The 25,122-nt window shown below is 42.9% G+C and carries 25 protein-coding genes; 11 read left to right on the top strand and 14 right to left on the bottom strand.

Features of this window, described 5'->3' with window-relative positions:
* Positions 1-560: 560 nt before the first annotated feature.
* Together ACE1OE_RS11165 and ACE1OE_RS11160 are read right to left on the bottom strand one after the other, a co-directional pair.
* Positions 561-1,214, bottom strand: a complete 654-nt coding sequence (locus tag ACE1OE_RS11165) for a cupin domain-containing protein (protein WP_449211074.1) — start codon at positions 1,212-1,214, stop codon at positions 561-563.
* Between the two features lie 134 nt (positions 1,215-1,348).
* Positions 1,349-2,116, bottom strand: coding sequence for an SDR family NAD(P)-dependent oxidoreductase (locus tag ACE1OE_RS11160; protein ID WP_449211073.1), 768 nt, complete (start codon positions 2,114-2,116; stop codon positions 1,349-1,351).
* A gap of 105 nt (positions 2,117-2,221) precedes the next feature.
* Here ACE1OE_RS11160 and ACE1OE_RS11155 point away from each other — a divergent pair, with 105 nt between their 5' ends.
* Positions 2,222-2,560, top strand: a complete 339-nt coding sequence (locus ACE1OE_RS11155; protein ID WP_102469135.1) for a winged helix-turn-helix transcriptional regulator — start codon at positions 2,222-2,224, stop codon at positions 2,558-2,560.
* 460 nt (positions 2,561-3,020) lie between these two features.
* Here ACE1OE_RS11155 and ACE1OE_RS11150 read toward each other — a convergent pair whose 3' ends face one another.
* Positions 3,021-4,004, bottom strand: coding sequence for a potassium channel beta subunit family protein (locus ACE1OE_RS11150; RefSeq protein ID WP_449211072.1), 984 nt, complete (start codon positions 4,002-4,004; stop codon positions 3,021-3,023).
* Between the two features lie 325 nt (positions 4,005-4,329).
* Between ACE1OE_RS11150 and ACE1OE_RS11145 the strand changes: the two genes are divergently transcribed.
* Both ACE1OE_RS11145 and ACE1OE_RS11140 read left to right on the top strand, forming a co-directional pair.
* The gene (locus ACE1OE_RS11145) at positions 4,330-4,890 is read left to right on the top strand and encodes an HdeD family acid-resistance protein (protein ID WP_449211071.1); all 561 of its coding nucleotides are present in this window, start codon (positions 4,330-4,332) and stop codon (positions 4,888-4,890) included.
* A gap of 418 nt (positions 4,891-5,308) precedes the next feature.
* A complete protein-coding gene (locus ACE1OE_RS11140; protein ID WP_449211070.1) occupies positions 5,309-5,986 on the top strand; it encodes a LuxR C-terminal-related transcriptional regulator in 678 nt (225 codons plus the stop codon).
* Positions 5,987-6,164: 178 nt separating this feature from the next.
* On the opposite strand, the gene ACE1OE_RS11135 is transcribed toward ACE1OE_RS11140, so the two are convergent.
* Genes ACE1OE_RS11135 through ACE1OE_RS11125 form a run of 3 tightly spaced genes read right to left on the bottom strand, consistent with a single transcriptional unit; the run spans position 6,165 to position 7,919 of the window.
* Positions 6,165-7,004 carry a CsgG/HfaB family protein gene (locus tag ACE1OE_RS11135; RefSeq protein ID WP_449211106.1) on the bottom strand — a complete coding sequence of 280 codons (840 nt, stop codon included), beginning with the start codon at positions 7,002-7,004 and terminating at the stop codon, positions 6,165-6,167.
* Positions 7,005-7,014: 10 nt separating this feature from the next.
* On the bottom strand, positions 7,015-7,425 hold the full coding sequence (locus tag ACE1OE_RS11130; RefSeq protein WP_102469139.1) for a curli assembly protein CsgF: 411 nt from the start codon (positions 7,423-7,425) through the stop codon (positions 7,015-7,017).
* An 11-nt stretch (positions 7,426-7,436) separates the two neighbouring features.
* The gene (locus ACE1OE_RS11125; RefSeq protein WP_449211069.1) at positions 7,437-7,919 is read right to left on the bottom strand and encodes a CsgE family curli-type amyloid fiber assembly protein; all 483 of its coding nucleotides are present in this window, start codon (positions 7,917-7,919) and stop codon (positions 7,437-7,439) included.
* A gap of 238 nt (positions 7,920-8,157) precedes the next feature.
* Between ACE1OE_RS11125 and ACE1OE_RS11120 the strand changes: the two genes are divergently transcribed.
* The 3 genes from ACE1OE_RS11120 to ACE1OE_RS11110 are packed head-to-tail and all read left to right on the top strand — an operon-like array spanning position 8,158 to position 9,950.
* Positions 8,158-8,685 carry a hypothetical protein gene (locus ACE1OE_RS11120; RefSeq protein ID WP_449211068.1) on the top strand — a complete coding sequence of 176 codons (528 nt, stop codon included), beginning with the start codon at positions 8,158-8,160 and terminating at the stop codon, positions 8,683-8,685.
* Between the two features lie 53 nt (positions 8,686-8,738).
* Positions 8,739-9,596: a hypothetical protein gene (locus ACE1OE_RS11115; protein WP_449211067.1), complete on the top strand. Its 858-nt coding sequence runs from the start codon at positions 8,739-8,741 to the stop codon at positions 9,594-9,596.
* Positions 9,597-9,611: 15 nt separating this feature from the next.
* A complete protein-coding gene (locus tag ACE1OE_RS11110) occupies positions 9,612-9,950 on the top strand; it encodes a hypothetical protein (protein WP_449211066.1) in 339 nt (112 codons plus the stop codon).
* On the opposite strand, the gene ACE1OE_RS11105 is transcribed toward ACE1OE_RS11110, so the two are convergent.
* On the bottom strand, positions 9,951-10,142 hold the full coding sequence (locus tag ACE1OE_RS11105; RefSeq protein ID WP_102469144.1) for a hypothetical protein: 192 nt from the start codon (positions 10,140-10,142) through the stop codon (positions 9,951-9,953). It abuts the gene before it with no gap.
* 266 nt (positions 10,143-10,408) lie between these two features.
* Between ACE1OE_RS11105 and ACE1OE_RS11100 the strand changes: the two genes are divergently transcribed.
* Complete coding sequence (locus tag ACE1OE_RS11100) at positions 10,409-11,824, top strand: aminotransferase-like domain-containing protein (protein WP_449211065.1); 1,416 nt, start codon at positions 10,409-10,411, stop codon at positions 11,822-11,824.
* 249 nt (positions 11,825-12,073) lie between these two features.
* Entirely contained in the window at positions 12,074-13,624 is a 1,551-nt protein-coding gene (locus ACE1OE_RS11095) for a methyl-accepting chemotaxis protein (RefSeq protein ID WP_408063641.1), read from the top strand.
* Between the two features lie 119 nt (positions 13,625-13,743).
* Here ACE1OE_RS11095 and ACE1OE_RS11090 read toward each other — a convergent pair whose 3' ends face one another.
* Positions 13,744-14,448, bottom strand: a complete 705-nt coding sequence (locus ACE1OE_RS11090) for a glutathione S-transferase (RefSeq protein WP_449211064.1) — start codon at positions 14,446-14,448, stop codon at positions 13,744-13,746.
* A gap of 211 nt (positions 14,449-14,659) precedes the next feature.
* Here ACE1OE_RS11090 and ACE1OE_RS11085 point away from each other — a divergent pair, with 211 nt between their 5' ends.
* Positions 14,660-16,489: an ABC transporter ATP-binding protein/permease gene (locus ACE1OE_RS11085; RefSeq protein WP_449211063.1), complete on the top strand. Its 1,830-nt coding sequence runs from the start codon at positions 14,660-14,662 to the stop codon at positions 16,487-16,489.
* A gap of 161 nt (positions 16,490-16,650) precedes the next feature.
* Here the strand turns inward: ACE1OE_RS11085 and ACE1OE_RS11080 are convergent, their stop codons facing one another.
* From ACE1OE_RS11080 to ACE1OE_RS11070, 3 genes are all read right to left on the bottom strand, one after another.
* Entirely contained in the window at positions 16,651-18,906 is a 2,256-nt protein-coding gene (locus ACE1OE_RS11080; RefSeq protein WP_449211062.1) for a peptidase U32 family protein, read from the bottom strand.
* 230 nt (positions 18,907-19,136) lie between these two features.
* Positions 19,137-20,267, bottom strand: a complete 1,131-nt coding sequence (locus tag ACE1OE_RS11075; protein ID WP_372062625.1) for a site-2 protease family protein — start codon at positions 20,265-20,267, stop codon at positions 19,137-19,139.
* A 153-nt stretch (positions 20,268-20,420) separates the two neighbouring features.
* Complete coding sequence (locus ACE1OE_RS11070) at positions 20,421-20,807, bottom strand: thiol-disulfide oxidoreductase DCC family protein (protein WP_449211061.1); 387 nt, start codon at positions 20,805-20,807, stop codon at positions 20,421-20,423.
* A gap of 201 nt (positions 20,808-21,008) precedes the next feature.
* Between ACE1OE_RS11070 and ACE1OE_RS11065 the strand changes: the two genes are divergently transcribed.
* The gene (locus tag ACE1OE_RS11065; protein ID WP_449211060.1) at positions 21,009-21,641 is read left to right on the top strand and encodes a DUF3299 domain-containing protein; all 633 of its coding nucleotides are present in this window, start codon (positions 21,009-21,011) and stop codon (positions 21,639-21,641) included.
* Between the two features lie 153 nt (positions 21,642-21,794).
* On the opposite strand, the gene ACE1OE_RS11060 is transcribed toward ACE1OE_RS11065, so the two are convergent.
* Positions 21,795-22,046 (bottom strand): DUF2999 family protein, encoded by a 252-nt coding sequence (locus ACE1OE_RS11060; protein ID WP_449211105.1) that lies wholly within the window; start codon positions 22,044-22,046, stop codon positions 21,795-21,797.
* 261 nt (positions 22,047-22,307) lie between these two features.
* Between ACE1OE_RS11060 and ACE1OE_RS11055 the strand changes: the two genes are divergently transcribed.
* Complete coding sequence (locus ACE1OE_RS11055) at positions 22,308-22,925, top strand: TfoX/Sxy family DNA transformation protein (protein WP_449211059.1); 618 nt, start codon at positions 22,308-22,310, stop codon at positions 22,923-22,925.
* Positions 22,926-23,030: 105 nt separating this feature from the next.
* On the opposite strand, the gene choV is transcribed toward ACE1OE_RS11055, so the two are convergent.
* Both choV and choW read right to left on the bottom strand, forming a co-directional pair.
* Positions 23,031-24,227: a choline ABC transporter ATP-binding protein gene (choV, locus tag ACE1OE_RS11050; RefSeq protein WP_102469156.1), complete on the bottom strand. Its 1,197-nt coding sequence runs from the start codon at positions 24,225-24,227 to the stop codon at positions 23,031-23,033.
* 2 nt (positions 24,228-24,229) lie between these two features.
* A complete protein-coding gene (choW, locus tag ACE1OE_RS11045; RefSeq protein ID WP_449211058.1) occupies positions 24,230-25,078 on the bottom strand; it encodes a choline ABC transporter permease subunit in 849 nt (282 codons plus the stop codon).
* Between the last annotated feature and the right edge of the window lie 44 nt (positions 25,079-25,122).

Here is a 25,122-nt window from a genome sequence, read left to right as displayed (position 1 = left end):
TCCTCCATATACTGAAACTCATTTTTGGACATAAAGCTCTCAGCTTATTGCTCTTCTACCCATCCCAATTAGGCCGTCATCCTCGTGCAAACGAGGATCTTCATCAGCATGTGACTTACTTAAATAGAAATGAATAACACACGAATAGGTTCGCAACGCGCTGAATGAGATCCCCTTTTTCAAGGGGATGACGGTTAGTTTTTATTTGTAGAGGCAGTCACATGCCGGGATTTATTTTGCGCTGATGAAAACTGAACTGGCACGCCTTTGGACAAACTTGCTAGCGGCTTTCCAAAATTAGGAAATAATGAATAACTACAAGTATGGAGAGTTGCTTAACTTGGCGCCCGGTCTAACTAGAACAGAGCAGTTTTTACCCCACAAACACACAATGTAAATGCATTCACATAAAGTCCAGACTAAATAATTGAAGGCTTTGTCTTCGTTAATGCCTTTATCAAGGCTATGGGCGTAAAAATAACACGTTCCTTTTTTACCCCCTATACCTTCCTAGCTACCGCCAGGGTGATGAATAAATGCGGTTTAAGCTTCAACACAGGCTAACCAAATGGAAGGTGCCCTGTTTTCACCAAAATGACAGTCTCTTCTTCTACATAAGGAAAATGCTCGCTCATGTGAGGGCTGCGTATCCATGTGTGTTTCGGGTACTCGCCATGTTCATCTTTAAAGGTTCCAGATAATACAAATATCTCTTCACCACCAAAATGGCGGTGCGGTTGAAAACGTTCGCCAACGGGCCACTTGACTAGGGCGACATGCTCGTGTTCGAATTCATGCAGTGGCATCACTTGTAAACCGCCGATACCCAGAAGCCAGTCTGTTTCTAGAGTGTTGATGCGAACTTGGGTTAAGTCCCTCGCATCAAACTGGTTTAACTTAACCAAGATCGTGCAACCGTCCTTACTTGATGGAGAATGCGCACTGCCCGGGGGATTACGGATATAAGTGCCTGCAGGGAAGTCTCCTGTTTCATCAGAGAATACACCGTCTAACACGAAGATCTCTTCGCCTTGTGGGTGTGGGTGCTCAGAAAACGAAGATTCACAATCGTACTTCACGACACTGGTTGTGTGACCTAACTCTTTATCTTCTCTTTCTAGCGGCTTGCGCCATACCCCTTTTGCAGGGCTCGCGATCCAATCTAATGTCTCGGTTTCTATAACCAGTCTCTTGGAAAAATCCATGTTGAACATAATAGCAACCTTACTTTTGTTATCGTTTTAATTATTATTGTTGTCTTTCTAGTTTCTATTCTACGCGAATACTCATCAAGGAGGCATCTCGCTGCTATTTCGCCCACGCAGCAAGCACCTAAAAAGAATCCTAATTAATTGCGGCCAGCGATCACACCGCCATCAACATCCCAGATTGCCCCTGTTACCCAATCTGCACTGTCTGACAGTAAGAAAGAGATACTATTAGCGATATCTTTCGGTTGACCTACTCGGCCAATTGGATGGAATGCGTTGAAGCCTTCTAGCGCCTTGTCCACTTCTTCTGGTTTAATGAAAGATTCGTAAATCGGTGTTTTAACCACAGCCGGAGAAACCGCATTCACACGAATGCTATGCTCGGCTAATTCCATTGCCATGTGTTGTGTTAACGAATGTAGGCCAGCCTTCGCCATTGAATAAGCAGAAGATGGCGTTGCTTTGATAGCTTGCTTCCCCCACATAGAGCCAACGTTAACCACATTGCCGCCGCCGTTTTTTATCATCAATTTGCTTATCGCTTGAGTGATGAAGAAGGTCGATTTGTTGAGCTGCATGTATTGATCGTAATCTGCTTCTTGGTGTTCGATAAACGCTTTAGGGTTGAAGTAACCTGCAGCATTAACAAGGTAACCAACACCTTCATCTAACGACTCAAGGCGTTTGATAAGGCGAGACACACTTGAATCATCATAAAGATTAGCTTGCCAGCCTGAAGCGTGACCGAGCAATTGCAGTTCTGACATCGCTTTATCTAACTTAGCAGGGTTGTTTCCGACCACCAACACATGGATGTTTTGAGCGACTAACTGCTTCGCTGTTTCAAAGCCCATACCACTTGTGCCACCGATTACGACTGCAATACCATTTTTAGTGAAGTTCATTTTGTTATCTCCTAAGTCATGTGAACGTGGTAATCTTAGACTTTGAGCTAACATTATGAATAGTAGGTACAAATCGGTTAGGTAGGTACTTATTGGTACATCTTTATGAAAAATCAGGAAAACTTTTTTTCAAGAAAATCAGCACCAGATCGCTCTGCTCGCATGGTAGAAACCATCTACGGCTGCAAATGGTCGCTAACGGTTTATCAATTGCTGGCAAATGGCATTAATCGCCCCGGTGAAATGGTGCGCTCGGTCGAAGGGTTATCGACCAAGGTATTGAATGAATGCTTGAAGCGAAATATAGAGTTCGGGATCTTAGAGAAGCAAATGTTCAACGAACTGCCACCTAGAGTTGAGTACCAAGTGACGCCGTTCGGTGAGAAGTTCTTGTTGATTCTAGACCAGCTAGAAAACCTACAAAACGAAATAGACGAGATGTAAACCGGAGTTAATCACTCGTTTTTTTCGCTTGAACTGGATGAACAAATTTAGTCGTATAACTAGAGTTTTTGTCATGAGGAAAAGTAAGTTAAATACCAAACTCAATGTCGTGCAGAGCATCCAATGTAAAACACAATGGGGCAGAAATGAGTTTACCAATATCGCCCCTGTCCGATCCTAATCAGCAAAGAAAACACAGTTCCTATAAGAACCATGCTTTCTTTCAGTTCACCCACATAATCTTAGATATTAACCATTAGAATGGGAATTACCCCTATGGGGGTTTAAACAACCCTTAATGTTACTTCCGTAGCCTGCTGGAAGCAATGTACCTCCCAAATGGTCAAGCTTCATCTTTTTAATGACTATGAATAACTTGAAAAGGCACATTTGAGCTCAAACTTTATTGTCCACCGAGAGCAACACTGGTTACATCTGCAGCGGACCGTTTGCTTATCGATTAAAAGCGCTCTAGCCCAGCCGGTTTATTGTCAAGGATGGCATCAATCTTAGCCATGACCTCTGGTGTGACCAAATCGCGGTGCGCTATCGCTTCCAAGTTATCTTCTAACTGCGACAAACGTGACACACCCAGTATCACTGAACTGACATTTTCATTCGCTAAACACCAATTTAATGCCAGGTAATGTAACGGCGTACCCAGAGATTCCGCCAACGCATTCAAACGTCTAATCTGATCTAGCTTGTTGTCTTCACCCACCAAAACATCTCGGAGCCATTCATAGCCCGGTAGATTGAGTCGGCTATCTTCCGGTACACCATCAAGGTATTTCCCGGTCAAAAGTCCACTCGCTAACGGTGACCATACTGTGGTTCCAAGACCCATTAACCCATATAGTGGGCGATAATCGGCTTCCACTTTATCTCTAACTAACAGGTTATACTGTGGTTGTTCCATTGAAGGACCAATGAGGTTTTCCGCTTTTGCAATCCCCCAAGCTTCCGTGATTTGTTGTGCGCTCCATTCAGATGTTCCCCAATACATCACCTTGCCTTGGCTGACTAGGTCATGCATCGCTCGTACGGTTTCCGCAATGGGTGTATCAACATCTGGGCGATGACAAAAGTACAAATCTAGATAGTCAACTTGCAAGCGCTTTAACGCGGCGTGGCACGCATCAAACACATGCTTTCTACTCAATCCTCGTTGTGTTGGTTTATCCCCGCCCCAAAAGACTTTACTAGAGACGATAAAGCTATCTCGGCTCCACCCAAGCTCTGCAATTGCTTGTCCCATCAAGCGCTCACTCTCGCCGCTTTCGTACCCTTCAGCATTATCAAAAAAATTGATGCCTGCATCGTATGCCTTTTGCATAATTTCTTTTGCTGCGGATAAATCTACTTGCTTATTGAACGTCACCCAAGATCCTAGCGCCACTTCACTGAGTTGTAAGCCAGTGTTCCCCATACGTCTGTATTTCATTTTTCTTCCTCTGTTACTTTCATGTCACGCTACTATTTTTCATGCCGCTCCATGAAACAAGCCGCGATTGGACACGTGGTTTTTTAATATTGATATTATAATACTGACAACAGAATAGATTAATGTGCTGCCTGTTACATATTCTGTAGCGACTAGATGACAAAAGAATTGAGCAACTAGGCAGCCAAGTCACTAAGCGCCAAGGAAATCTGCGCCAAGTAAATCAGCGCAAAAAATCCTTAGCCATGTTGACGTAGAGAAATGTGTCAAACGTTTTTCTTACACTAGACTAGGTAGGAATACATTCCTAACTAAGAGGTATCGGATGGATAACAGTCATTCTTCTTTGCAATCTAATTTTTTATCCAAAGGTTGGAAATATTTTGTCGTCGTTGGCGTTGTCATTGCGCTAGCCGGCGTTGGAGCGGTCAGTTTGCCCATTTTTGCTGGGGTCACCATCTCAACCGTCGTTGGTGTGGTGTTACTTTTCAGTGGTATTGCGCAAGCTTATCATGCCTTCTCCATTCATACATGGAACGAAAAACTCTGGTATGTACTGAGCGCCCTACTCTATCTAGTAGGCGGATTATTCATTGTATTTAAGCCACTAGCAGGGCTAGTCACCATTACCATGTTGATTGTTATCGTGATGATATTGAACGGCCTAACTCGTATCTTGTTTGGCTTGAGCAATCGTAGTTTACCTAGCAGCAACGTGATTATACTCAGCGGTGTTCTATCCGTTTTAATTGGCAGTTACTTCTTCATGCTGCTGGATGACCCAGCTTTCTCGACGACTTTGTTAGGTACTTTTGTTGGTATATCGTTGCTAATAGAGGGCATTGGCTTTACTTTCATAGGCTTGAAGATAAAAAAGTCGATGTAATAGAAGAGACGGAAATAACATTAAAGTTCATTATACGTGATAAGTGTAATGAACTTTAATGCCTACTTCATCTAGCATCCCATATATTTTATGACCTAAAACAAATTGGCAATCGCTCACATCTGCGATTGCCATGATCCCATACAAAAACAAAGTTCGCCTGTCATTTGTATACTCTGCCTTATTCTTAAGTAAAGCAACAGGAAATCATCAACATAGAAAATCAAAAAACGACATAAATATCCATTTAATAACCAAATCCAACACTTATAAATGTTAAATATATGTATTTTATATAACCAATTAGATTATCAATAATTATATGAAATCTTTTTAACATATAAACATAGTATTTTAGATATATCACATCGTTTACACTATGATGAAACAAACGAGTATTATATTTAAAGGAATAAATATGAAAAGCAATCGATTTCATGGCGTTTTCTATACTCAAAGAAACATCCAATCAACATCATTGAAGAATTTATTGACTGAAAATTCCGACATCAAGCTAATTCACTTATCTCCTATTTCACTCTACAATAAATTTAACGGTAACGAATCAGAGCACAGTGTCGACATCATCATCATTGATCATGATGAAATGATTCGTCACCCGGAAACTTCAAAGAAAATCGCAGACACTAATACAAAACAAAAGCCCGAAATTATCATTAATTGCCCACCTGAAGTAAAACCTAAAGACCTGATCGCGTGGCGTTCATTAAGTGGTATTTTCTATCAATCCGATTCAATAGATACTCTATTTAAAGGCATCGACAAAATAATATCTGGCGAAATGTGGTTCACTCGAGAATTATCACAACAACTTATTACGTTGTATCGTAAAGACTACAAAGTGAAAGGTATTCGTTCATTTCAAATTTTGACCACGCGAGAACAACAAATTATGTCGTTCGTTGCACAAGGAAAATCAAACTTTGAAATATCCGAATATCTTTTTGTAAGCGAAAATACGATAAAAACGCACTTGCACCATATCTTTAAAAAAATCAATGTTAAAAACCGAGTACAAGCTATGCTGTGGCTTGGTGAGAACGTTGATTACGAAGCTCCCGAAAAAACCGTTTAGCGATGCTGTTGAGGGCGACTTTAAGTAAACTGGTCACAATTAAACCCAAAAGAAGAGCAAGCCAATATCGCTTAATCTTCTTTTGAGTTCAATTGTCATTTTCAAATAAAGCCCTCTTGATTATAGAGGCTTACATCGGATGTTATATTTATAGTACTCACTTTATATTGAAGTAACACTACAATATTTCACGAGTTTGATTGGTATATTTGGCTACGACAGGGTTTGCTTTAAGACTAGCAACATCACTTGGTTTCCATAATCCTTTTGATACACCATCAAGCACCAGATGGATGACCGCAGCATCGATGGCTGACATAAGTGCAATATTAACCGGCTCATTGTTACTGTAACCTAGCTCTGCTTCTAGCAACTCTTGATAGTCAATAAACCGAAAAGCCCCCATCGACAACTCATGACTAAAGATGGTCTTGCTAATCGTCACACTCGATAAAATTCTTCCTGTGCGCACATCAACTGCGCGTAAATTAACCGTAACTTGGTCTGCTCGGTATTCGCCTGCTGCACTAATACCAAGATACTTAGCGCCTACACCACCCGTTTTTATATTCCAATCATAAGCAACAATTCCGCCTTCAATCATGATATTAGCAGAATTCAGTGAGGGTAGATGCTTCTTGTGATTCGCCAATTGAGTGCCTTTGTCTTGAGCCGCTCGAATAATCTTTCTTTCTGTCAAAAGATTTTGTAGTCCTTCACGCTCTAGAGGAATAAACCACTTAGAATCTAATAAAGCCGTTGTTAACAACGCTGTGCCACCCTGAGGAACCGCCGTAGAAAAACTGCTTGCGGGATACACACGATATTGCCCAGTTTGGTCACGGAAGTCGTACACGGACACTAATATTCGCCCCTGAGGAACGGGTAAGTTAACCAAATCAGTGTACGTTGAGCTTCTTTGCATGAGCTGAGGTTGGTCTTCAATGTCGGGCATCGATAATCCGTTACTGCAAGCCATCATTAAACACGACAGACATACTATTAATATATTTTTCATCATATTTGCCTCAATCTGGGTTTAACCCACTGACCATGATTTCAGATGATTCACCGGATATTTTGTCGACAATCTGTACCGTCAACGTTCCGTTGTTGTCCACGACATTTAAAAAGTAGTCATCCGTTTCAAGTTGCCCGGTGTTGCCATTACCAATGTCGGCCAACAGTTGGCTAATGAGTCGTGACTCTAAACTTGAGGCTAGATTGTCTAAGGCACTTTCTTCCTCATAGCTATACAGTTCACTATCAGGATCTTCATAGTCATTAATCGCGTTAGCATGATTCCACAAATGGGTAGTGTTTAGCGGATCACCACCAAAACTGGGGTTTACAGGCTCATAAAGTAATTCAGAACCCGTAGCATGAATACTCAGACTCAATGCGCATATCCCTACAATGGTTGCAAGCTTGCCTTTCATATCTTCCTTCCTTAGAATTCATCACGAGCTATATCAAACCTATCCATGAAGCGTTCGTTAATTTCCCATTTATCGATATGTCTACTCACCACACTTACGGCCCTTTGGGCTTCTAACTCTGTTTTTTTCCTACCTGGCGTGATGGCGGTTCTAAATATCACTGTATTTCTATGAATTACCGAAATAATGCTACCGGACAGAGCGGTTGGACGTTCTTTTACCGTCAAGTTAACTTCTAGGTTTTCAAATCGAGCATTCATCAATTGCGAAAATGGTTTATAAAAATCTTCTCCAAATCGCGTCATCGTTTGATCAACAATGACGCCGTTTATTTCATTGAATTTTTTATACGATGTGGCGTATCGTTTTTCATCACTAAGTTCCTTTTCAATTTTTATACTTGTGTCGTTAGAAGCCCCTTCACTTTTAGCGCCTCCTGAGATAGGAAGTAAAATAAAAAAAACTGATAATAAAAACACCCAGTTAAACGACATATTTTGCTCCTTATCATCACATGACAATAATAAACAATTACCTTGTTAACTCATGGTGTAAAGCATTAATTTTTGATTTACATCAACTCTGCATTTCATAATCATAAAATAGTTTACAAGCACGATATATCTGTAAACTATGGCTGATGTAATCGTATTTAAAAACTCAATATAGTTTATAGATATTCCCACTAGCAAAGGTCGATAATAATATAAACCTAACAACCTGAGGTATACGATGAAAACCAGATCGACGATTGGGCTTATGTTGACGGTTATCTTTTTTTCAACGGTTACCCATTCGGCCAATCATAATTATCAAAATCAAGCGACCGTGATACTAGAAGAGTCCATTCTAGGGACCGTGGTTGTGGATCAAATTAATGACACTGGCGTCATTGAACCTAATATCGCAACGATAAAACAAGCCGGGATAAAAAATAAGGCCTATGTCATTCAACACGGTAGTAATAATACCAGTGACATTAGCCAACATGGAACAGTCAATATCGCAGCAACAACACAACTCGGCAGCGACAAGACGGCCACTATTGTACAAGACGGCAGCTATAACGCTGCATTTATCGTTCAAACAGGTACCGATGAGTCAGATATTGAACTTACACAAAACGACTGCGGCAACATCGCTTACGTGAAGAATACGGCTCAGGTCGAGAATACGCTGTCATTTACACAAAACGGAGGTGAGCTACTCATCATCAACAATGGTCTATCAGCGAATATTTCGCTAACCCAAGGAAAATAATAACCCAAAAAATGGGATAAATAGTGTCGGAAAGGACAATAAGGAAATCTATCATGAAAAAATTAACTTTAGCTACAGCAATTGTCGTCGCTTTATCGTTTAATGCACAAGCAGCAAACGTATGGGATAACGACGCGGACGTTGAATTAGACCGTGCAAATAATGTTCGTGTTAGCGTGCAACAAATCACGTCCGGCGTAGCGGGTGACAATGAAGTTGACGTTTTCTATAAGGGTGCTGACGGTGGGTCATCTTACATCTATCAAGATGGAGACCGAAATGACATCAGTGTCGAAGTAACGGCGCGTTCTGATAGAAACACAATTTCTGCGTTACAAACTGGCGATGATAATGAAGCCAACATTGATGTTGATGACAAATCGGATGGTAACACTGTATGGTCTAACCAGATCGGCAACAACAACGAATCTGATATAGAAATCGTAGGCTCCTCTGATCTAAATTCTACTTCAATTTCACAAACCGGTGATACAAACGAAGCGTATATTGACATGGCGAGGTCTGATAGAAATACCGCTTCAATTACCCAAGTTGGCGATAGTAACGATGCAGATATTGATATGGAAAATTCGCACCGTAATCAAATCTCCATCACGCAAACAGGTGTGAACAACGAAGCAAATGTAGAGACTGATTGGGCGTACGATTCTTCAGTCTTAATATCCCAAGGTAATGGCGCAAACGACGCCGATAACCAAGCTGACGTTGATCTATATGACTCTTGGGGCGACACCGTTTATATCAGCCAAACTCAAAGCGACTCCATCGCTGAGGTTAGTTTATTTAGTACTGGCGGAAACACTGTGACAACTATCCAAAATCATAATGATCTTGCTAGCGTACAAGTCACACGAAGCAACGGTTCTACTGTTTACATCAATCAAGACTAATACGTGGTTTATAGTATGCGTATCTTCAGAGCGGCACTCCCTGCCGCTCTTATTCTCATCAACTCCAACATCGTTTACGCCGCCCCAAGCGCTAACGAGCCTTTACCTCGCCTCTCCGTCACCTGCCAAATGGAGCCATCTTCTAACATTGTTGACTTCAGAACTACAGAGCGACAATTTACCATTGTCATTGTCACAGCAACCGGTTCTACCATCCAACACACTGTGCATTCTGCCAGCAAATCCCGCCTAACCTTAACCCAAGAGCAGTTTCCCATTCACGTCTTCGAATACGGCGAAACCCATCAGTCAGAGTTTTTAATCTACCAAGATTGTGTTCAAACACACATTTGATCACTCTTTATCAGCCATTTTGAAGCCTACAATGCACAAAACAATCATGACAACAGGAATCAACGCCATCGTTATTTCAGCCATTGGTAAATCAATGAACATCTTCGCACCCAACAGGTGCGCGCCAATGTTCAATATGGCGATCACGCCTGCGATACCAAATAGTTTTAGCTGTTTGTTTACACTCGTCATTAGCTTATTCCCTACTGAGTTTGACTCGAACATTATTAATGAAATCAAGTATCCGTGACACCTCTTGACCTCCACTTACTGCACATACTCATCACGACAGACCCAACATGAATCTTAGTTGCATCGTTGTTAAGATCGCTTCTCTACACGGGCAATAATAACAGTGAATCATCAAACTATAATAGATACAGATTTCCATTTTTTAGATATAACAGCTAGATAGTTCAAGCTATAATATCGATTTATGTGCCCGTATAGAGGTCCCATTGGCTAAATATATTGAGCTTGCTGAGCAAATCAAACGCCAGATCAGAAACAATGTTTGGGAAATAGGCAGTAAACTGCCTTCTCTACGAAAACAAACTGAGTTATCCGGGCTGAGCCTAATGACCGTGATGAATGCTTATCAATTACTAGAAAGTCAGGGATGGGTTGTATCACACTCACGCTCTGGGTATGTTGTTGCTCCCCAAATTCAAGATGTACCCATACCAAGCATTCAAAGGAGTATTCAAGCGTCAGAGAGTGTTGATATCAACGATTTTGTGTTTGATATTTTACAAGCTAGCCGTAATAGTGACGTCATCAATTTTGGTTTTGCTTACCCTGATCCTAACCTTTATCCACACCGTCAGGTAAATAAATCCTTAATGCACGCCGCCCGTACTATGCCCACCTCCTATGCTTTAGATAACCTTCCTCCAGGCAATGAAATCTTGCGACAAACCATAGCAAAGCGATATGCCCTCCAAGGGATGAACATTAACCCTGACGAGATTGTTATTACTGCCGGTGCATTAGAAGCCTTGAACTTAAGCCTGCAGTCTGTGACAAAATCCGGTGACTGGGTCATTGTTGAATCTCCGACCTTTTATGGCGCACTACAATCGTTGGAGCGTCTCAATTTACGCGCGCTCTTTGTCAATACTCACCCCAAAGACGGCATTGACCTCGATTCATTGGAGCATGCATTGAAAACCCATCCCGTTAAAGCGTGTTGGTTGATGACGACGTTCCAAAACCCGTTAGGGTTTACATTATCGAATGAGAAAAAAAAGAAGCTAATTGAACTCCTTACACACCACGGCGTCTATTTAATCGAAGACGACGTTTATAGCGAGTTATATTATGGCGGTGATAAGCCGTTACCAGCCAAAGCCTTTGATACTCAAAGCATGACGCTCCACTGTTCATCATTCTCCAAATCACTCGTCGCAGGCTTTCGTATCGGTTGGGTCGCCGCAGGGAGCCAAGCATTAAAAATTCAAAAGCTTCAACTGATGAGCACCTTATCGACCAGTGCACCTGTCCAACTGACCCTCGCGAATTATCTATCAACTCGACATTACGAAAGTCATTTGCGCCTATTGCGACGAAAACTAGAGCAACGAAAATTCCAAACGTGGCAGTTATTGCAAGCAGCCTTGCCTGAAGGCGCTCATGCTTATTACTCGACTGGAGGCTATTTCATTTGGGTCGTTCTGCCCAATTACGTCAATGCAACCGAGCTTTACAAGACGGCTCTGTTAGAGCATATCAGCATTGCGCCAGGCGAAATGTTTGCAACCAATAAACAGTTCGATCACTGTTTTCGATTAAATGCTTCACATGAAATGTCTACGACTATTGTCAGTGCCATAAATCGTTTAGGAATCTTAATTAAAGAACGTATTAAAAAATAACCTCCACGCCTACCAACCACATGGGAAAACACCCAACGACGGTCTTTTTTTCAACAAAGTGATTTTATAGTGAGAAGAAAACGGTAGATATATGATTATAACAAGCAATCATGAGAATGATATTGCTATCACTGTTTATTCTAATAAGCTCAATTTTTAATTGAATAAATTTCGGTATATCTCGTGTCATTAAAAAACTTATCTATAAAATTGAAGTTACAACTCTTAGTTTTTTGCTGTGCTGCACTCATATTGACTATTGGGCTTTTCAATCTATTTGTCCAAAAAGAGCAACAACTTAATGAACGCGAGGAAAAACTCCAACATCAAGTAGAGACGGCACTTTCTTTAGTTAAACACTTTCAGAATCATCAAGATATTTCAGAATCAGAAGCCAAAGCTCTAGCGCTCAGTGCACTGGGTGACCTTCGTTACGAAGGCAGTAATTATTTTTGGATTACGGATTCAAACAACAACTTAGTGTTACATCCATTAAGGCCTAACAATGTCGGTAATGACATGAGTCAAGTGCAAGACGGTGCGGGCAAATATCATTGGCAAGAAATGTCTCAGATAGCACGAACAAAACAATCGGGGTTTCTCGATTATACTTGGAAGTCTCCTGAAGGCGAACTGTTAGACAAAATATCATATGTTAGTTATATAGAAAACTGGGATTGGATTGTTGGCTCAGGCTTATTCGTTTCAGATATTGAATCTGCATTTTTGACCAATATACTAAAGCAATCGCTCACGACATTAATTGCGGTTAGTCTATTATTTGTGGCGAGTTTTTTCATTAGTAATAGTGTAATTCGGCCTATAGACGTTCTGCTGAAAAATCTCAAAACCATTGCAGAGGGTGATCTCACTCGCAATATAAAACAACATCGAGGTGATGAAATAGGACAACTCAGTGTTGAGTTAGACCAAATGCAATCGACGATAAGAGATACGTTATTAACCGCAAAAACTACGGCTAACAAAGCCGGTTTGTTATCAAGTAATATCGCATCAAGTAGCGAAGAAACCGCACATAGTATCGCTTCGCAAAATAAACAATTGGAACACCTGTCAGTCGCAATGAACGAAATGTCAGCGACCATTAATGATGTGGCAACCAATGCCGAGACAAGCGCTGAAATGACAGGCCATGCAACACAACAAGCTCAAATAGGCAGTAAAAGCATGCAATCAACGGTATGTGATGTCTCTTCTATCTCAGCTTCTATCAATGAAACCACCGCTTTAATGCATGCATTAAAACAAGGGGTAGATAGCATTGGTGAGGTAGTCCAAGTCATTCAAGAGGTGTCGGAGCAAACAAACCTCTTAGCACTTAACGCTGCCATAGAAGCCGCTAGAGCGGGTGAAAAAGGTCGAGGATTTGCTGTCGTAGCGGATGAAGTGCGGAATTTAGCAAGTCGAACCCAAGCATCAACGAACCAAGTTCAGCAAACCATTAATGAGCTGAATAGCAACACAAGTGATGCAGTCTCGGTTATAAATGCAAACAATCGGAGCATAACGGATACTGTTGACGGCATCCAGAAAACTGAAGCTATCTTCAAAAATATGGTTGAGGAACTCAACAAAGCGAGCAGTATGGTGGTGCAAATTGCGGCGGCGGCAGAACAACAAGGCGTCGTATCCAATGACATGAGCGAAAACGTCTCAACTATTCACCTTTCTGCGTCTCAAATAAGCGAATCTAGTGAGCTTCTCGCTTCTCAAACACAAGAAATGGTAACCGCCGCCAAAGACCTTAAGAAACAACTCACATTTTTTAAGCTTAGTTAAAAGCCATGGCGTAAAAGTGCAGTATTCGTTAGCTGTGATGCGATATATTTAGCGTTAACGTTAATATGTCGCATCACAGCTTAGTGTATACTGGTATATTGACGTCTGGTTCAGTCTCACTATTCATTCCCAAAGAAGACATTCGTTTTTGTATCAAGCCACAGTTCATGGTTAGCCATCACTTTAGAAAACATTCGACTTTGCAGATAACCGTCTAACCAAGCACGAAGCTTTGGGTAAGGGCTTTGTAAATACCACTGTCGCTCTATGCGCGCAAATTTACGAATAAAAGGCATAATGGCAATATCAAGTAAACTTTCACGATCCGAAAATAAAAAAGTATGCCTGTTTAAGCGTTGTTCTAACTTAGCTAAGTAGGCCTCGCATGCCTCTCGACATTCTTTCAGGTTATCGTCATGGTAACGCTTCGCACAACTGTACGCTTCCATTGCAGGGACAAAGGCATGTTCAAACTGACTGATCTCCCTAACCATCGTTGGCAACGCACCTTGCTGCTCATTATGTATCAAATCTTGTGGGTCATTTTTCGCCAGCGCCCAAATCATCACCTCAAGACTTTCTTCTATCACCATAGGACTTTTGCCAATGACTCCACCTTCGCTAGCACCATGTTGATTCACCACTAACACCGGTACACTTCCCTTTGGTGAAGCAGATAACATCTCTTCTGGTTTGTTGTTGAGTTTAATGGCTCGTATCAACACATCTCGCTGCGACTTAAATATCGCGATTCGAGCACGCATGGCATACGGGCAATGCTGCAAAGAGTAAAGAATAGGTGGTGAAGAATCGATTGGAAGCATAATAATGAATATTGGTAGGCTATACGTCAATATAACTGACATTCATTTGAAAAGACAAAGCTCAATCTTTTCTGTGCACCAAAAGGTTGTGATTAAGTCCACTTACCCCAATAGCTTAATAATCAATAACTCGATTTATATTAGCGAGTTAAGCGTGCGTCAGCTAAAATTCTGTCGTGTTAGTTAACATGAACCCATTAAAGGCGTTTTTATGCAACCCAATCCTACGTCAGACGCATCAGTACCGCCAAGAAAAGAACAGCCAGCACAAGGGACGTCGATAGAGAAGAAAAGTAAAAATCTCGGTATCTTATTTGAACTAATGGCCTTCGTTCGCCCTTATAAATGGAAAGTCGTCACTGCGCTGGTCGCATTGATTTTGACTGCCTCTCTGACCTTGTCAGTAGGCCATGGTATTAGGCTTCTCATTGATGAGGGGTTCTCGCAACAATCGCTACAAGATCTGGGCAGCGCCATCACCTTTATTCTCGTTGTTACGGTACTCATATCCATTGGTACTTTCTTTCGTTTTTATTTGGTCTCATCGGTAGGAGAACGTGTCAGCGCCGATATTCGCCTTGCTGTGTTCAATCACGTGATAACGCTGCATCCTAGTTATTTCGAAACCAACGGTAGCGGCGATATTATGTCGCGTATCACCACCGATACAACCTTGCTACAAAGCATTATTGGTTCTTCATTTTCCATGGCAATGCGCAGTGCGCTTATGTGTATTGGCGCCATCATCATGCTGTTTGCCACTAATATCAAACTGACACTCATTGTATTGGCTTCGGTTCCATTTATCTTGATACCCATTTTAATGTACGGGCGTCGTGTTAGGGCGTTATCTCGTCAAAGCCAAGATTCGATGGCGGACGTTGGCAGCTACGCAGGAGAAGCCATTGAGCACATTAAGACCGTACAGAGTTACAGCCATGAAGCACAAGAACGCGATTCATTCGCCAAGGAAGTTGAAAAAGCCTACGAGATTGGTCGTCAACGCGTAAAGCAGCGAGCGATTTTGATCTCTGGCGTGATTGTCATCGTGTTCAGTGCAATCTCTGGGATGTTATGGGTAGGAGGCAGTGATGTCATCAACGGTACTATGTCTGCGGGTGATCTTGGGGCTTTTGTCTTTTACGCCATCATGGTTGCCTCATCACTGGCCACCATCTCTGAGGTATTAGGTGAATTGCAACGCGCGGCAGGAGCCACTGAACGGCTAATTGAGATCCTTCAGGTTGAAAGCCACATTGTTGCGCCTCCTCAGCAGGCCATTTCAACTCAAGGATTATCAGCGGAAGTTCAATTTGATGAGGTGACGTTCCACTACCCTTCCCGCCCAGACCAAGCAGCGACACAGCACCTCAGCTTAACCGCACAAGAAGGCAAAGTACTCGCCCTTGTTGGCCCTTCTGGTGCAGGCAAGACAACATTATTTGAACTGTTGCAGCGATTTTATGACCCTCAATCAGGGAAAGTAACGCTAGGTGGTGTCGATATTCGTCAGTTTGATCCCCATGAACTGCGTAAGCAGATGGCTTTGGTCCCACAACAACCTGCCTTGTTCAGCAATGATGTCTTTCATAACATTCGTTATGGCAACCCACAAGCCAGTGATGAACAAGTCATTGACGCTGCAAAAAAGGCTCACGCTCATGAGTTTATTATGAAGCTCCCTGAGGGGTATCAGAGCTTTCTAGGTGAACGGGGGGTGAGATTATCCGGCGGTCAGCGACAACGGATTGCCATCGCGCGCGCCATTCTAAAAGATCCCAACATACTGCTGCTTGATGAGGCCACCAGCGCACTCGATAGCGAAAGTGAACATCATGTACAACAGGCGTTAGAAGAGCTAATGAGAGGCCGAACCACCATCATCATTGCTCATCGACTTTCTACCATTCAGCATGCCGACAACATTGCGGTGCTTGAACACGGAAAATTGATTGACGTTGGTGACCACACCTCGCTCTTGAAGAGCTGCGATTTATATCAGCGACTTGTTGAATTACAGTTTAAACACATGGCGCGCTAACCCTCGCATCGATGCGAGTTGAACCATAAAAAAAGCCACTTATCCGCGAAGGCATAAGTGGCTTTTCAGTCAGTACGTTTAAAAATCGGCCGATGTTAAATATACTGACTCACACTTACTGTCGCCCTTGAACACACGAGCGACGGTATTGGACTTAGAAGTTACAGGCCTTGAACGTATTGAGCGTTCGTTCTGACCTCGACTAAGCTATCCAATTGTTGTTGAGAACCCTCAACCCCATTCAGCAAGCCTTCAAAGTGTTTGATCAGTTCAACTTTATCTTGTTGCTCTTTTGAACCTGCACCAATGTTAGTCAGGTCGATAAAGAACTCGTCAAACAATCCAGACAAGTCATTAACAATATCGTAGTTTAAGAATTGCTCATGGTTATAGATGCTTGGGTAGCCACCCTTCTGCTTATCAACAGCGAAAGAGATACCTTTAACATTAGTAATCGTCGTCGCTTTTTCACATTTAAGCATACAACCCGCTTCAATTGACGGTTTGTTACAACCCACGGTACGCTGGAAGAAACACTGTCTGCTCGTCATCATCAAAATAGGGTGATAAATGCTGTAGAACAATTTGAAGTTTTCTGGACGCGAAATGTTGCGAATCTGCCCGTGGTTGATTTCATTAGAAATGAACGCACCGGAACAATTCAACTCTTCTTTTAGCGTAATCAACGCATGAGAGTTGGTGGTATTCATAAACGGACCCGCTACCCACTCAATCCCCATTTCGTAAGCTTTGTATGCAATACCGGTATTGTTAGTGACAATGCGCGCCGGCTTCACTTCTTCTAACACACGAACCGCTTCGTCGTAGTCTTTACCAATCAACACGGCTGGGAACCACGGAATAAGACGCGGGTTAGCGGCTAGGATATCGATGTACTTGTTACAACGCTTTTTGAAGCTTTCTGGTAATTTGAAGTAGACATCGGCGTCTGTCACGTCACATAGGTGAAGATCACTTTCGTCAGCAATCAACATTGATAACGCTGGCTTCTCGTTAACTTTGGCATGTTTTTCTAGGGCTGGAACATCAACATGTTTAATGACGTCTACAGAGCCGTTAAAAATGAAGTCAATCTCATCTTTAATAACCGAAGCCTCTTTAAACGGGATAGATAAATCAGCATCGAGTTCAGAGAAATCATACTGCTCAATGGTATGAACAGCACTCTTCAAAGATTTAAAACGTTTTTGTAAAAACTCTTGAGTAATCGATTTTTCGCCCGCGGCAGAAAGAATCGACTTAGACATGACGACGAAACTGTCTTTGTCTGACGTGACGGTAACCGTTAAAGGTTGACCAAGTTTTGCGCTAAATGACAAGGTAACCGGCGTCTTGCGAATGTCTAAGAACTCAATTTTTTCACGCATCTCTTTACCCAGTGCGTTTTTCTCGACATGCAGTTCTTGATTCACTTCTTGGATCTGCACCACTGAAATAGCCCCTTTCTTTTCGGTTGCTTTTTCAACGGCATAGGTTGAGCTGTAATCACGTGGGTTATCAATGAACATATCTTTGGTCAGGTTGCCCTTCAAGAAAGAGTTCGTAAAATCACGGTTGAAAACTTTATGCAGGTTAGAGTCATCTTCGATCAGTAGCCCTTTTTCAACAAAGCTATCAATCTGCTTACGCCATGTATCCACCACGGTATAAACATAGTGTGCGCCTTTGATGCGGCCTTCCACTTTTAAAGAATCTACCTTGGCATCCACCAGTTCCGGAAGGTCGTAATAAGCCGAGTTGTCTTTCAAGTTCAACGGGTATTTGTTGCCGGCATTTGTGATTTCATATTCGTCACGACAGGCTTGGCTACAACGACCACGGTTACCCGAGTTACCCACGCTGACTGAGCTTGAGTAGCATTGGCCAGAGAACGCGATACACAACGCACCGTGGACAAAAACTTCTGTTAAAACATCATGGTCGTGCGCGACTTCCGTCAACATTTTAATCTCTGGAAGATTAAGCTCACGGGACAAGTTCACGCGAGTGGCACCAATCTTAGATAAGAATTTAATCTGACCTTCATTGTGCGTAGTTAGCTGAGTCGAGGCATGAATATCGAGTGATGGGAAATGCTTCTTCACTAAGTCAAACAAACCTAAGTCTTGAACAATAATGCCATCTAATTTGGTATTCACTAATTGGTTAAGCAGCTTAACGATGGTCTTAATTTCATATTCTAGAAGTACCACGTTCAGTGTCAGGAAAACCTCACAGCCGTACTCATGAGCAAGGCGAATGACGCCATTCAGCTCATCAAGTGACAAGTTAGACGCTCGGTTACGAGCATTAAAGGTATCTAATCCACAATAAACCGCGTTGGCTCCGGCAACAATTGCTGCTTTGATAGCTTCTACATCGCCGCCTGGGGCCAATAACTCAATTTTTCTGCTCATTTCGAAGGTGCTCACTTGCTAGACTTGTCATTTTTTTGAGGGCGTATTCTACCTAGATCACACTCTCATTACCACTCGTGATAACGATGATGTAAAAAAACAATTAAGATAATGTTAATTAGGAGGCAGGTGAGACGAGTTAAGCATGGGGAAAGAGTGGCGAGCCCCCACTGACTCTAGTCGAGTCAATGGGGGATTGATGAGATAAATACTAACGTAATATCAAACGTCTAGCTTTGTAAGATCAATAACGGAAGACCCAACATGTCATTGCCAGTGCCGGCTAAATACCAAATAATGCCAACCAAGCTGGCAACGGTCATCACATACCAAACCGTCGAAACAATTTGCCCCGACTTGTCCAATGGCAGTAAATGACTGTGATGACGAGCGCGCCATTCAAATGCAATTTCCACACTACCAATTAACAGCATTAGACCAAGCAGTGTCAAGTTTAAGGTGTAACTCAAATAAACGCCAAATGCGGCACCGCCAATGCACAATATCAACCCAACCAATGAATTCATCGAAAAGCTGATACTTTTCAGAATATGCCCACCATCGAGAGGCAAAATTGGCAGCAGATTAAAGAGATTCAATAAGGCATTAAAGGCCGCTAAGCCCGCAAAAAAGTCTGAGCCAGTAATCCAATAAGCGACAAGAGACACGAGGGACATCAATAAACCAAACGTCGGCCCCATGATTGAAATCACGACATCTTGCCAGCGAGTATTGATTCGTTCGTCACTGAGCGCCAGACCTCCCATGAAAGGGATTAAGTAGATCCCTTTGGTTTTCATTCCGAAGTACTTCATAGCGCGGATATGACCATATTCATGGAAAACTAAGCAAGCAATCAGCGCCAACGCAAACTGGAATGAAAACAGCCAAGAATACGCCGCAACACTGGCCCCCATCAGCACCACTTTTATTACCTTAGCGCTTTTTAGTAACTTAAAACCTAAGGAAGCCAGCCCAATAACACTGAGTTTATTTTGCTTTTTGATTGGCGTAACCGGGGTTTGTTGTTCTATATCTTTGCTGTTTCGAGCCCCATCGTTTATCTGCTTATCATTGACAAACAATTGATAGCGAATATGAAATGGCTGCCATTTTAAATCGGTCACGAGTCGTACCGTGATAGTTTGAGCCGCGACCGACTGCGCAGTGCCGTCAGAGCTTTGAAGCTCTGCTGACGGTTGAGTCGAGAGTTCAAATTGGTGTTCTTTGATCCCATCATATTCTGTCGAAGCTTGGATGACCGAAACAACGTCATCACCCCAAAACAGCTGTTGCCAACCCGCCATAGAACCTTCAAGGCGAAGTGACTTGCCTAAACAGTCAATGTTTAATAATTCCAATGTGATCTCTTTAAATTAAATAGCTGAAGACGAATAATGCCTCACGAACAGTGGCCATTAATATACAGGTCTGACTCTTGCAGCGCTATGAAAGGAGAAAAATACTGCCACAGTTTATGTCACATTTTTTATTTACCCACGCTCCTACCTCAACTAACGGGAGCACACATCATTATCACAACGAGACCTGCCAGTAAGCCAAAAAGAAATGCGATAACGATTTCGAGCAAAATAAAGGTAGCACTTATCGGCTATTGGCTTGATTACGCGCCAACGAAGCGGTGCATAAATCCAGCCTCTCCCAACCATACTCCAAGCCCGATGAGTGGCATCTAACCCAAGGAAAAGCTGGTTGTCTTGGTCGAGCGCATGCAAGATCGTATTTGCCGCTTGAGCATCGATATGTGGGAAATCTTTGAACGCGTCACTGTAGATGTCGACCGTGCGAATTCGATTGTGGCGATCGTGCTTTGTTAGAGAGCCCATCTCGCGCTTACACAGTGGGCACGTGCCGTCAAAAAAAATGGTTAGTTGCTGCATAATGCGCCTCTTGGTTTCCTAATGCCTTTCTATTGTACGCTTAATGCTGAACTTGGATCCTTGATGCTTGATCCAGACTGCTCATCGGCTATAACATACCGCGCAAAGCGCCCTTATAGGCCGCACCAACTCGAATACGATACAAGGTAGCGTAAAAAATGTTATCAACATCGTCCCAACGTCGCTTAGTAAGGAATAAACGTGTTCAAGATACTTATATTGTTATGCGCTTTAATTGGTAGTGCGCCCTTAAAGGCAAAAGAAATATGGGATTGGAACACCTTGCTGCCAGAAAGCGCGAAACAGTTCGTCGACCCCTTTTTTTCTTTTTCGCCTGAGCAGCGCTACAACTTGATGACCATAATGGAGTATCAACAAGCGGACGCTAGCGATAAGGATAGCAAAAGCTACATCGATGCTCTCATGCGTTTTAGCGGAGATAATATTGATATTCTCACGCTGATTAAGCAGCGAGAAGACATGGTGACGCAACACGCGGAGGCTTTACAGTCCATTAACGAAGCGCTCATTGGTCAGGATGGCAGACTTCCTGGCTATATCGTGCCCTTGGAGTTTGACAATAACATTGTCACTCAATTCTTACTGGTACCAACAGCCGGAGCGTGTATCCATACACCACCGCCACCCGCCAACCAAATCGTGCTGGTTCACTACCCTAAAGGATTCGAGTTTGAGGGTTTATATACCCCTATTTGGATTGAAGGCACCCTGCAATCTGAAGCCTCAAACCGCAGTGTTCAACTATCTGATGGTGAAACAAACATCTCGACGTCATATCAAATGACGGCGAATGAGATCGAATTGTATCAATGACCCACATCATCATTGCTGGACAACATATGTGGTTCACACATTAGATAGAGTTCCGCTTATCATTCGAACTCCAACTTGATAAAAAGCCGCATTGTCATCAATGGTTTAATGACAATACGGCTTTTATTCAAATATATAGCGAATTAACTGAGCTTATTTATCAAGCTGAGCTTTAGCTGCTTCAACTTTCGAGAAATCGAGCCCTAGCTCTTCCACTGCTTCTTTAATCAGTGTTGGGTTTTGCATAACCTGTCCCATCAACTGCTGTAACTGCTCTTGAGGAAGTCCAAGTTGTCCAATTGTAGCCATTGCAGCAAGTGGGTTCTCAGTTAACGTTTGAAACAGTTCGCCAATTTGAGCGTCGCTGATATTGTTTTCTTTTAGGATAGCAAGAATCGGGTTCATGGTACTGCCTTGTATAATCAGGTAAATGAAATCGACAATCATTCTATCACTCCCCTGCTTACTGTGTAGCAATTTATCTAACCACGCTACGTTTTCGCTCGGTTTGAAACGCTTCGTATCATGGCTCTCACCGATATAAATCTTATCACCATAAGAAATTCCACTGTCATTCGAAAAGTTGGAATAATAAATGCAATCTAGTTCAGAGATACTATTGATACTGCACAACAGCGGCTCTTAGAAGCGTTCAAGGAGATGAACATGCAATTAGAATTCTTTGTAGATACCCTAAACAAGCACACTACACTGGAAACTCTGACTATTCGGTCGGTTTTTGGCGGGAAAGGCATCCTTTCACAAGGTATTATGTTTGCACTAATTAAGGGCGACAAGCTCTATGTCAGGGCAGTCAATAGCCACTATAAGCAGTCATTTGAAGCGCTTGATTACAAACCCTATGAATCTAACTGGCATTCTTTAACAAGAAATTATCCCGGTTTAACTAACTATTACGAGATCCCGAGTGACCTCGCATGTCATACACTTCACATCGCTACTCTATGCGGTGATATATGGGATGCAGCCGTGGAGCAACAGCGAATTAAGGCGACCCCTACCCGAATCAAAGATTTGCCTAACATGCAGTACAAAACAGAACGAATGCTCAGAAAAGCGGGGATAACCTCAATAGAAGAACTGCGCCAGACCGGGCCGGTTGATGCTTATCGTGCGATATGCCAACAACAGCAAAAACACCCTGGAGCGACACTTTTATATTCCATCGCTGGTGCTTTAGAAGGTATCCATTGGAGTATTATTCCCGACACCGTCAAGAAAACACTCTCAATAGAAGCGGGAGTAGACAGTGCCATAGTCTAATAGCCCGACTTCTGTTTGAGCCCAAGACTAAAGCTGATTCTATTCATCAAACCATCAGTATGAGCTGCGGCAAAGAGCACAGTAGCCTCTTCGCCGCCAGGCTCATCAAGCGGTTATAGGCGGGGTAAAATGCTTACCAAGCAAGGCATGGTAAAAATCATTATCAGCCAATACTCCAACCAATTCTCCATCTTCTGCGAGCAAAACAGGCTGTCCTGTGCGATACCGGATTTCTAAACCCTCGCGCATCGAAACATCGGGGCTGGTAATCACCTGATTATCTTGTTGCAACGTTTCAAAGCAATCCCCTTCTTGCCATTGCTGCAAAGGTAACGACTTACCCTGACGCGTTACCGACGTCACTTGCCCTGCGTCATTCGTTCCAATATAGGTTTGCTCGTGCTGATTTAAAACAAGCTGACCATTTTCAGATGACAACGTATCAGCCTCGGTCATTAACGAACGACCACATAAGACGTTTAGTGGATTGGTGTGAGCGACAAACTCTGCGACATATTCTGTATTTGGATTAAGGACAATGTCTTCAGGCTTACCATGTTGAATTAATCGTCCCGACTCCATAATGGCAATGTTATTGCCTAATTTGAGCGCTTCATCTAAATCGTGACTTACAAAGACAATGGTTTTATTGAGCTTTTGCTGCAACGCCAACAACTCGTCTTGGAGTTGGCTGCGAATCAACGGGTCGAGTGCCGAGAAAGGCTCATCCATTAATAAGATATCGCTATCCATTGTGAAAGCGCGAGCAAGGCCGACTCGTTGCTGCATGCCGCCTGATAACTCATGCGGAAAACTGTCTTTCCATTCCGCCAAACCCACCATTTCCAAACGCTCTTCTGCACGACGCCGGCGCTCCGTCTTGCCTATACCTTGCATCTTCAAACCAAATGCTGCGTTATCAAGTACAGAGAGCCAAGGCATTAAAGCAAATTTCTGGAATACCATCGAAATGCGGTTAGTGCGCAGATGGCGTAACTGGCCAGCATCGCAATTCCCAAGGTCAATCGTTTGCCCCTCGTCTTCTATCTTCAATGAGCCACGACTGACGGTGTTGAGTCCATTAATTGCGCGGAGCAAGCTTGATTTACCGGAACCAGACAGCCCCATTAATACACAAATTTCACCGCGTTGAATGTCAAGACTCACATCATGAACACCAACGATATCACCCGTCGCATCAATGATATCCTGACGGCTTTTACCATCATCGAGCATCGAAAACGACGCTTCCACCTGACGACCAAACACAACGTCTAGATGACGAATACTAATTGCGCTCATGATTAGCTCTCTCTGTTTTGGGTTGCAGGGGTTTTGCACAGGCGGTCAAGAATGATAGCCACAAGAACGATCGCTAATCCGGCCTCAAAACCTTGCGAGACATTCACAGTATTCAGTGCTCGAACGACAGGTTTACCCAACCCATCTGCACCCACGAGAGCAGAGATGACCACCATCGATAACGACAACATAATACATTGCGTCACCCCTGCCATGATGTTTGGCATTGCGGCTGGAAGTTCAACATTGAACAACAGTTTCATTCGACTGGCACCGAATGCTTTACCGGCCTCGACCAACTCTTCTGGGACACGACTGATGCCCAAGTAGGTCAAACGGATTGGAGCAGCAATAGCAAAAATAATGGTAGAGATAAGCCCTGGTACGACCCCTAAGCCAAATAAAACCAGCGTAGGAATGAGGTAAACAAAAGTCGGGATGGTCTGCATCAAATCTAAAATCGGGCGCAATATGGTGTAAAGCCATGGCTTGTGCGCCGCCACGATCCCAACTGGCACCCCGACTAACACCGAAATCATGGTCGCGCTCAATACCAACACAAAGGTTTCTAGCATCTCTTCCCAATAGCCTAAATTCATGATCAGCAGCAAAGCTGCAACCACAAAAATGACCAGTGAAAGGCTACGACGTAAAAACCAAGCCAATAAAGCGGTCATGACGATAGGCACAGAAGGCGGGAACCATTTAAATAGGTCAACCAACATCATGATCATCGATTCTAAGCTATACGACAGTGAGTCAAAAAAGCCCGCTGCATTGTAAGTTAGCCAATCAACAAAAGTGGCCATCCAATCGCCGAGAGGGATTTTGTGATTTGTAATAAAGTCCATTGTTACTCCTTAATGGTCTTCAATGTTTGTACGCTCTACTGCCG

It is taken from the genome of Vibrio sp. E150_011, from assembly GCF_053544015.1.
Note: the sequence above shows the minus strand (reverse complement) of the source record. Positions and strands in the feature narration are given on the sequence as shown.